Consider the following 8,648-nt stretch of genomic DNA (forward strand, 5'->3'; position numbering starts at 1 on the left):
GTTAAATTTATATCGTAGTCACCATATATTATAGCTAAAGCTGAAAATGGTATTCGAAATCGTATGTAGCTCTTGTGGTGCCACTCTGTATGTAGGTACAGAGTTGAAGTCCGCAAAGAATATTCTCCGGGCCTCCAATGGCCGTTGTAAAAATTGTGGTGTAAAGCTCTCGACACAAGATTTTACATTAGAGATCATACCTATCGATAGATCGTGAATTTTAGCAATCTTAACATCTCTCTGCCTTTATCAACTTAAAAAATATAGAGTGTGGATAGCAATTTGTCAAAGAAGCTTGAGCACCCATCTTAAGAATATCGAATAGGTTACAAAGATCCTTGAGGGTTAGATGGTTCTCATACTTACCGAGGATGATGCTGGGATCATCCGTGTCGATCACCGTGAAGCTATAAAGTTAGATAGATACTTCGATGTTGTGGTAGATTACGTAAGAGAATTATATTCGAATTATAATCGCATATTCGTATGCTTTCCAGATGTGCAGACTGCAAAGAAGTTTCGACAGATCTATCGGGAGCGTATCGGGGAGCTCAGTGAGCACGATTTCGAAGATGATGAAGAGGTCATACTGAAATTCTCTTTGTGATGGTCATGAATGATAGTGTCGAGATCTCTCTAATCAACAGATTTCTAAGTATGATAGATGAAATAAAACATGGTTTAGATCCCGACGTTCTCGCAGATTGGTACCGTATCATCGAGGCGGATGCGAAGGCCTTATGCCCTGAGGAGCTTCGTGATAGTATCTCTGTGAAGCAGGATCCAATATTATGGATGAAGTTTGAATTTAGGGCTTCCAGAAGGGCAGTTCCTTACGTTATCGAAGCGATCGAGAAGAATCTAGATTCGATGCCATTCGCCACCAGGCTCTACTTTCAGAAGTTAGAGGAGATGATCATTCAAGAGTATTCAAAACCTATCGGTATCGGTAATGATAAGGAGAAAACATCTACTTGACCCTCCTTCTTGATACACTGAGCCCTTTCAAGTAGATGCACCTCTTGTAATCGATAACGACTTCTCTTTTACCGATCGGCCGGTCGGTGAAGGTTATCGGGTTCTGTTGCAGATCTACAGCTCTCACGATAACGATCGGTATACCTTCGTCAGCTTCACCCATTAAGAGTTGGGCACCCGAACTGATATCATCGGCCAAAGCCTGGCGAGTGACCTTCAGTACATTCCCGAATAGATCCTTCTTCCCTCTCATATCACGAACAGGCTCAAAGCCAGCCACACCGATCGCTATACCTACAGTCCCCACCCTTGTAGGCAATAGTCTACTATCTGTGATGACTATGCCGACCTTCCTACCAGTCCTTTCGAAGATCGCCTTCCTCAAATCTTCGGCCTTTTTAAATGGATCGCTCGGATGTAGTATCACGTAACCGGGGTATACATTCGATCTATCTATTCCAGAGTTCGGTGATAAGACACCATCCTTGATGGTCAGTGCGAAGCCCGGTACTCCACCAAAGACTACATCGGCTTCTCTAAGGACCAATTCTGCGAACCTTTCGCTCATATTCAGCCTTTTTGCGAGCTTCTTCGCCTCTTTACTCGGATGAACGGTACTTAACTTTACGATTCTGCCCTCGGCCATCGCGACGAACTTGCTCGAGATCACGATGATATCACCATCTTTAAGAGATTCGTGATTCTTCTCGATCGCTTCAATAACCTTTTGAACGAGGTCGAACCTATCCTTCTGGACCTCCACCTTGATCGGTATGAATTCCAATCTGCCCAACTTTTGATCCATAAATGAAGATCATCCCTTATAGCCTTGAGTGTAACATTACAGTTATAAAGGTTCTTTTCCCATAAAATAGATAAAATCTATCCAATTTTCCTTATCATGAACTCGCTCTTATTCTAAAACCTGTATCGAATATTTGGATGTTTAGAGGATAACTTCTTTGATCCTGATCAAAATTTAAAATTAAATTTTACATTTGTTATATTCGCTTTAGCTTCACAGCAGTCCCATATACAGTAATTTCAGATGCTCCAGCAGCTATCATAGCCGTCATGTATCTAACACCGATTATAGCATCAGCCCCCAACCTTTCAGCCTTCTCGATCATCCTCTTACAGGCTTCACTCCTCGCTCTATCTAGAAGATCACTGTAGTAAGTCAACTCCCCTCCAACGATCCTTCTGAAAAAACCTCTAATATGTTTGCCCAAGTGCACAGTCCTGACGGAGCTCCCCTCTACGAATCCTATCACTCTCTCAATTTCATACCCAGGGATCGTTTCGGTGGTGGTGAGGATCATAAGTGCTCCTTCTATTTAGTGGCTACCAAATTAAATCTTTTCTGTGTAGAAAGACTTAATAATTCATCGGTGTTAGGTAAATTTACGAGTTACGAATTCGATATAAAGCAGAGAGCGATAGGGATAGGTTGGGATTAAGATGTGTGAGCAAAAGATCCCTTCTCACCATCCACATAAGGTAACACACCTCTATTCTTACCATAAAGAGCACGGCCAATTGATACCATTCGCCAACTACCTTTTACCAGTATGGTTCAAGGGTATTACTGAAGAGCATCTGGCGGTGAGAAATTCTGCAGGTGTATTTGACGTATCCCATATGGGTCGATTCATAATAAGGGGTAGAGAGGCGATCAAATTCTTAGACTATCTACTACCTACAGCATTGGCGAAGATATACGATGGCAGGTGCTTCTACTCCGTCATGTGTAACGAAAAGGGTGGGATACTGGACGATTTGGTAACCCTGAGGATAAAAGAAGATGAGTTTATCATGGTGGTAAATGCCATCAATCGGGAGAAGGATTTTAATTGGCTCTCCAAGGTATCTGTGAATTTTGATGTGGATATAATCGATATTACCGATGAATCTGCTCTGATCGCATTACAAGGCCCTCAGGCACCGATAATCCTTCAGAAGATCGTCGATGTCAACCTCTCCAATGTAAAGAGGTATCACCATACTTCAGCAAAGATAGATGGTATTAGTGTACAGATATCACGAACTGGATACACTGGCGAAGACGGCTTCGAAATTTTAATCCCCCAATGCCCTGTAGATGAACCTATAAAGGCTGAAAAGATCTGGAATATGATCCTTGAAGTAGGAAAAGATGTAAATATCCTACCCTGTGGCCTAGGTGCACGTGATACATTGAGATTAGAGGCTGGCATGATACTTTATGGCCAGGATGTCGATGAAAATACTACACCCTTAGAAGCAAGATTGGACTGGTTAATACCTACCGATAAGATAAGTGATTACGTGGGCAAGCATGCGATCCTGGAACAGAGGAGGAAAGGTGTGGAGAAGATCAGGGTAGGCTTTGTGATGAAAGAGAGAGGGATACCACGCAATGGTTATGAAATTTTGAGCGATGGTAAGGTTGTAGGTAGAGTAACGAGTGGGACATTTTCACCGATCTTAAGAAAGGGTATTGGTATGGGCTATATATCGAAAAGTCTGGATCGAGTAGGGGGAGTGCTACAGATATCTATTCGAGGAGCATTGAACGATGCAATTATAACGACCTTTCCCTTTTACGATACAGAAAAGTATGGATGGAATAGAAAAAGATAAAGATCGTGAGAAGTTAGCGACTCGCATTGAGAGATTAGATCAATAATTTATAATTCAATAAGTATCAATTAAAGATTTGCTAGTAACTTCCCGTAACCCTTTATCTGCTCCCTCACACCGAGTTCTTTAAGTGCCAACCATATCGATGCAGAATTGCTCGATACCACAGGTTTATTCAGATCGCTCTCAAGCTTTTCAAGAATATCCAAAGTTCGGAAGTTTGTGCAACTTATGAAGATACCATCTACATCATGAGTGTATACATCCCTCGCTAATTTATAGGATACCCAAGAAGGCTGCATACCGATTTCTGTATTCTTCAAAATATTCAAACCCTTCATTCTCACAACTTTAAACCCGCATTCTTCCAAGAATACCTTCTCCTTTTCATTGAGCTCCTCTATGTACGGTGTCGCTACCGCTACATTCTTTATCGATAACGCTTTAAGGGCCTCGATAACGGCGAAGGCCGTCGTTATAGCCTTTACCCCTGTCCTCAACCTTATACTCTCGCTGAGCTCCTGCTCCCATCTGATACCCTCGATGAGAGAGCCCGTCGTACATCCATAGAGTATGAGATTGACATTGGCGGTGGCGAGATCCTCTGCAGCTTTAAGGGCTTCTTTAGCCATCTCTTTAAGAGCTTCTGCTGAAGCTTCGATGAGCCTCATCCTTGCCGTATGTATAGAAACACCATCAGGTACAACCTTCCAGAATTCGCTCTCCATCGTCGTATTCGATGAGGGGATCAACAATCCGATACGTCCACGCCAACCGTACAAGGCCTATCAATCTAAATCTATTTTGAACATTAAATAAATCTTCTCTTCTTATCCTCTTAACGCATCCTAGATATAATGGTAAAACCGAAAATCTGGTAGATTTTTAATGTGAAAAGTGTTTTGATTTAAAGTCACTTTTACCATCTCAAGGAACGATCTTCTAACCATGTATAGGGAGAGAGGAAGTTTTAAAGTGATCGAAGTAATCAAAAAGATCAAAAAGTTCACTTGAAGGTATGTGAAATTATAAAAAATAAGTTAGATTAGAAGGGTTCATAAAGAAATTAATAAAAAATTCTCGAAATTCTTAAATATCAAATCTTTTTATACCTTAACTATGAACGAAAGTGAAGAAAAGAAAGAGATCGTAATCCGTAGCCATATCATACCGAGAAAAACATCCGACAAAGTATTCTTGGTACTAGTGTTCATCTGTATGGTAATGTTATGGTGGCCTGGCTGGATCCTCGCCGGAGCGCCTCGCGCGATCCCCTTCGGAGGCTTTTCACTCGCATTCTGGTGGGCTACGATCTGGTGGCTTATACTGGTGATAATATTGGCGATCGCGGCCTTTAAGTTTTGGAGGTGAAAGGTATGGTTGAACCATGGGTTATATCTACTAGCCTCATCATAGGCTACTCCATCATATGCTTGATCGTCGGATTCATAACCATGAGAATACTAAAACTTACCATAGACGACTTCTTCGTCATGAGTCGAACCGCTGGATTTTTGGTACTATTCCTTACCACCGCTGCCACGTACCACAGCGCTTTTGCAGTATTGACATCCGCAGCTACAGCTGTTGCCCACGGTGTCGCGTGGTGGGTAGGATCGTGTGGATGGACGGTCTGTGCAGGTATGGTAGCGATGGTCATGGGCCCAAGGTATTGGCATCTCGGTAGAAGGTTTGGCTATATCACCTTGGCAGATCTTTTAGCAGACTTTTATGAGAGTAGACTTCTAAGATTGATCATCGCTGTACTTATGGCCCTTTGGGTGATACCTTACATCACCGTTCAGGCGATTGGATTCGGTCTGATAACGACGATAGCGAGTGAAGGGAGGATCCCCTATATATGGGCATCACTAATTCTCACTCTTGTCACACTAGCCTATTGTTTGATGGGTGGACAGAGGGCAACGGCATGGACCGATGTCATTCAAGGGATCTGGATGTACGCATTGGTTTGGATAGTTTCATTCGTCGTGGTCTTTAACGCTGTGGGAGGTCCAGGACCCTTATTCGAGGAAGTGTTAAAGATCAGACCAGAATTACTCTCGGTCCCCATGAAAGGGTGGAGCGCACCGGGAGCGATACTCTCAAACTACCTTCTCTTCAGCATAGGCCTGATGCTCACGATGCAGCACCTTCAGATGAAGTTTTACGCTGCCAGAGACCCTCCAACCATAAGGAAGTCACAGTACGCTACAACGATCTACCTATGCACCATCTACGTCCCACCGGTACTCACTGGACTAACGGGCTTCCTATTGATACATAAGAAGATAATACCGCCATTGGCAGAGATAACGAAGACTTACGGTACCGTCGATGCGATGCTACCTTTGATCACCTTCATGTACGCGCCAGCTGCACTGGCGGGATTGCTCTTCGCTGGAGCGATCGCGGCAGCCATGTCTACACAAGATAACTTCCTCATAGCTACATCCACAGTCATTACCAACGATATGATCCGTAAAGGTGCGAATGTAAATCTGAGTGAGAAAGGATGGGTTAACATCGGAAGGATCGTCATGGTGATCTTTGCATTTCTAGGCTGGTACTTTGCCGTCATTAGGCCTGGTTACATATTCGATCTGGTCGCTTTAGCTACGGCTGGGTGTTTACAATTCGCTCCAGCAACTCTAGTGGTGATCTATCCACATAGAAGGATTCTGATTACGAAGTGGGGCGCTATAGTTGGAATAATCGTCGGTACCTCGATACTCGTCTTAGGCTATCTTAAGATCATCGTATTTCCAGTGTTAGGTGATTTCGGCACCTTCCACGCAGGGGTATGGGGCCTTATATTCAATGTCATAGTGGCGTTGATCGTCAGCCTTTTCACGAAGCCGCCATCGAAGGAAACAGTTACGAGGATTCATGGATACTTGGAAGAGGTTCTTTACAGTAAATCTACTACCTCATAAATCCTAAACCCCCTCTCCTTTTTTACTAAGATTATTTATGCTCTAGTTAGAGAATTTGGATCATAACTTCAATTTAAAAAATTTTTCAAAAATCATCAAAGATCAGCACTATATTGAGCATTATATGGTTTCAAGATTCCCTAACTATATCAAATTCTGCATAAGACTAAAGGTGAATCAGAACCATTGTTACTTAATCGAACGATCATCGTTTCTATTTCTTTATGATCTCATAAAGTATTCTTACTATCGATGAATGTATATCCTTAAACATACCATCTACCGAAGGTTCTGCAAGGCCTGTTACCCCATCTATAGCCCCAGCTTTTACCGCGAGCTCTATAGCCCTCTCCTCCATACTTGGATCATGCATTAATTTTGGCTCGTTGATAAGATGGGCTAAGCAAGCTTCGATACCATACCCTCCCCAATTTGAAACTGTAGCTACAACTAAGATGTCTGTAGATGACTCTGCCGCAATCCCTCCTTTACATGGACATTGGCACTCTCTACCATAGGGTACAAAGTTCTTTACAGTATCCTTAATCTTCCCCATACCGACTTCATTCCCTCCATCACCTATCCCTATAGTCAAACTCCCTTGCTTACTTACTCTTTCAAGCATATACTCCGCATAGGCGTGATAGGGTGTGACATTAAAACCCCTCATCGTGTGGCAAAATCCTTTCTCATTTCTACCGGCCTTTTCTATAAAGAGGAGTATGGAAGGGCTGTATTTATTTAGAAGATCGTCCATGATCGTAATGGCTTTCTCTTTATCTGTAGGTAAGCCCACCACCATAACCTGCCCTAACTCATGTAACTCTTTAGACTCCTTGGACTCTTTAGAAACATACTTCAGACCCATTCCACTCACTGTTGAAATGAGAATATCCTTTGCTTCTTCCTCTATAAATAGAAAAGGCTTCGCTTTTAATCCTAAGCTTAAAGCCCTAGCGAGGGCTGCTGCACCTATCGGTCCATCGGTCTCTTGAATATAATTCGGAGGTACTCTAAATCCTGTCACAATGAATACATGATCGTTAGGCTTTACCACCTCTATACTCCTTCGGGCTGCTATCAACGTTAATGGCTCCTTCATCAGATCACGAACCGCGCTATAAAGCTTGTAAATAACTCCTCTTGCAGCGATATCCACTGTAGTAAGCCTATCGATACTTTCAGCTACCTCTTCAACCTTCTTCTTCATCACTCAACACTCTTTTAAGAAAAAATTTAAGAAGAGATTAAACTCTGTTTATTAGAATTCTTACATCGTCGAGTATTGCGGATGGTGGAGGCAGGTCTTTCATCGTTAATAAACCTGGTTTAGCATTTATTACTCGGGGTATCATATTGACTGCTACATGGGCGGTCTCCCAGTCTCCCGCTACCTCACCCATTCTCACATAAATATTTGGATTCCCTTCGATCCTATATTCGTGATAGCCCTCCTCTATCCCAGCATGTATCAACATTTTGTATACTATTACGGGCTTTCCATCCTTTATTCCTTGTGCTACACTATTGTAACCTAACATCTGACCGGGTTGTACTGGTATATAGGTAGTCCTTACCTCCTTATCAGCTATTACAGGTTCTGGAGGTAATTCCTTTATCTCATCCAACTTCCATCCTAATGCAGCGGCTGTCAATGCTATAGATTCTACAAATCCGACATGCCCTGTAATCTCACCCTTCTTAATCTTCTCCATAAATTCTTGAGGATACATACCGACTCCGATCTTCTTTTGGAAGGGAATTCTACGCTTTGCAACAGGTACAGCTCTAACACCCTCAATTCTCTCAACCTTTCCACATAAGCCCGTGAGGAAGAATGGCAATGTATCTAAGAAGTAACCGGGGTTTATACCCGTGCTTAAAACACTTACCCCACACTTCTTCGCCAGACCATCGATTTCACTGGCGAGTTGTGGTTCTTTGACCCAAGGATACGCCAATTCTTCACACGTTGATATTACATCCATACCTGCTTGAATACATTTGACTACTTGTGAGTATACTGTTCTTACATACGAAGTTGTAGCGATTAATGCTACATCAGCCTTAATCTTAGCGAATAGAGAATCGGGATCGTCGGTTACAGTAACT

General features: G+C 42.6%; 11 protein-coding genes. 6 read left to right on the forward strand and 5 right to left on the reverse strand.

From position 1 onward, the window contains the following. Window positions 1-46 precede the first annotated feature (46 nt). The 3 genes from NZ896_05640 (at window position 47) to NZ896_05650 (ending at window position 978) form a co-directional block, all read left to right on the forward strand. On the forward strand, window positions 47-217 hold the full coding sequence (locus tag NZ896_05640) for a hypothetical protein (protein MCS7116934.1): 171 nt from the start codon (window positions 47-49) through the stop codon (window positions 215-217). A gap of 132 nt (window positions 218-349) precedes the next feature. Next, on the forward strand, window positions 350-607 hold the full coding sequence (locus tag NZ896_05645) for a hypothetical protein (protein MCS7116935.1): 258 nt from the start codon (window positions 350-352) through the stop codon (window positions 605-607). Between the two features lie 5 nt (window positions 608-612). Next, on the forward strand, window positions 613-978 hold the full coding sequence (locus tag NZ896_05650) for a hypothetical protein (GenBank protein ID MCS7116936.1): 366 nt from the start codon (window positions 613-615) through the stop codon (window positions 976-978). On the opposite strand, the gene cofE is transcribed toward NZ896_05650, so the two are convergent. Both cofE and NZ896_05660 read right to left on the reverse strand, forming a co-directional pair. Then, a complete protein-coding gene (cofE, locus tag NZ896_05655; protein MCS7116937.1) occupies window positions 971-1,771 on the reverse strand; it encodes a coenzyme F420-0:L-glutamate ligase in 801 nt (266 codons plus the stop codon). The two genes, NZ896_05650 and cofE, sit on opposite strands and share 8 nt — an antisense overlap. 208 nt (window positions 1,772-1,979) lie before the next feature. Further along, the gene (locus tag NZ896_05660) at window positions 1,980-2,300 is read right to left on the reverse strand and encodes a YbjQ family protein (GenBank protein MCS7116938.1); all 321 of its coding nucleotides are present in this window, start codon (window positions 2,298-2,300) and stop codon (window positions 1,980-1,982) included. A 139-nt stretch (window positions 2,301-2,439) separates the two neighbouring features. Here NZ896_05660 and gcvT point away from each other — a divergent pair, with 139 nt between their 5' ends. Next, a complete protein-coding gene (gene gcvT / locus NZ896_05665) occupies window positions 2,440-3,600 on the forward strand; it encodes a glycine cleavage system aminomethyltransferase GcvT (GenBank protein MCS7116939.1) in 1,161 nt (386 codons plus the stop codon). A gap of 68 nt (window positions 3,601-3,668) precedes the next feature. On the opposite strand, the gene NZ896_05670 is transcribed toward gcvT, so the two are convergent. Further along, window positions 3,669-4,382 carry an aspartate/glutamate racemase family protein gene (locus NZ896_05670; protein ID MCS7116940.1) on the reverse strand — a complete coding sequence of 238 codons (714 nt, stop codon included), beginning with the start codon at window positions 4,380-4,382 and terminating at the stop codon, window positions 3,669-3,671. A 337-nt stretch (window positions 4,383-4,719) separates the two neighbouring features. On the opposite strand from NZ896_05670, the gene NZ896_05675 reads away from it, so the two are divergent. Both NZ896_05675 and NZ896_05680 read left to right on the forward strand, forming a co-directional pair. Next, the gene (locus tag NZ896_05675) at window positions 4,720-4,971 is read left to right on the forward strand and encodes a hypothetical protein (protein MCS7116941.1); all 252 of its coding nucleotides are present in this window, start codon (window positions 4,720-4,722) and stop codon (window positions 4,969-4,971) included. Window positions 4,972-4,976: 5 nt separating this feature from the next. Further along, window positions 4,977-6,536: a sodium:solute symporter family protein gene (locus NZ896_05680; protein MCS7116942.1), complete on the forward strand. Its 1,560-nt coding sequence runs from the start codon at window positions 4,977-4,979 to the stop codon at window positions 6,534-6,536. Between the two features lie 214 nt (window positions 6,537-6,750). On the opposite strand, the gene NZ896_05685 is transcribed toward NZ896_05680, so the two are convergent. Both NZ896_05685 and NZ896_05690 read right to left on the reverse strand, forming a co-directional pair. After that, window positions 6,751-7,746, reverse strand: a complete 996-nt coding sequence (locus tag NZ896_05685; protein ID MCS7116943.1) for a DUF4392 domain-containing protein — start codon at window positions 7,744-7,746, stop codon at window positions 6,751-6,753. Between the two features lie 37 nt (window positions 7,747-7,783). Further along, window positions 7,784-8,648, reverse strand: an 865-nt coding sequence (locus NZ896_05690; protein ID MCS7116944.1) for a hypothetical protein, incomplete at its 5' end; no start/stop codon positions are given.

This window comes from Nitrososphaerales archaeon (genome assembly GCA_025058425.1).
Lineage (GTDB): Archaea > Thermoproteota > Nitrososphaeria > Nitrososphaerales > JANXEG01 > JANXEG01.

Excerpts from the sequence above, each read along its gene's own strand:
- gcvT (MCS7116939.1), top strand. The coding sequence starts at position 2,440 with ATGTGTGAGCAAAAGATCCCTTCTCACCATCCACATAAGGTAACACAC.
- NZ896_05645 (MCS7116935.1), top strand. The coding sequence starts at position 350 with ATGGTTCTCATACTTACCGAGGATGATGCTGGGATCATCCGTGTCGAT.
- NZ896_05680 (MCS7116942.1), top strand. The coding sequence starts at position 4,977 with ATGGTTGAACCATGGGTTATATCTACTAGCCTCATCATAGGCTACTCC.
- NZ896_05685 (MCS7116943.1), bottom strand. The coding sequence starts at position 7,746 with ATGAAGAAGAAGGTTGAAGAGGTAGCTGAAAGTATCGATAGGCTTACT.
- NZ896_05650 (MCS7116936.1), top strand. The coding sequence starts at position 613 with ATGAATGATAGTGTCGAGATCTCTCTAATCAACAGATTTCTAAGTATG.
- NZ896_05675 (MCS7116941.1), top strand. The coding sequence starts at position 4,720 with ATGAACGAAAGTGAAGAAAAGAAAGAGATCGTAATCCGTAGCCATATC.
- NZ896_05660 (MCS7116938.1), bottom strand. The coding sequence starts at position 2,300 with ATGATCCTCACCACCACCGAAACGATCCCTGGGTATGAAATTGAGAGA.
- NZ896_05640 (MCS7116934.1), top strand. The coding sequence starts at position 47 with ATGGTATTCGAAATCGTATGTAGCTCTTGTGGTGCCACTCTGTATGTA.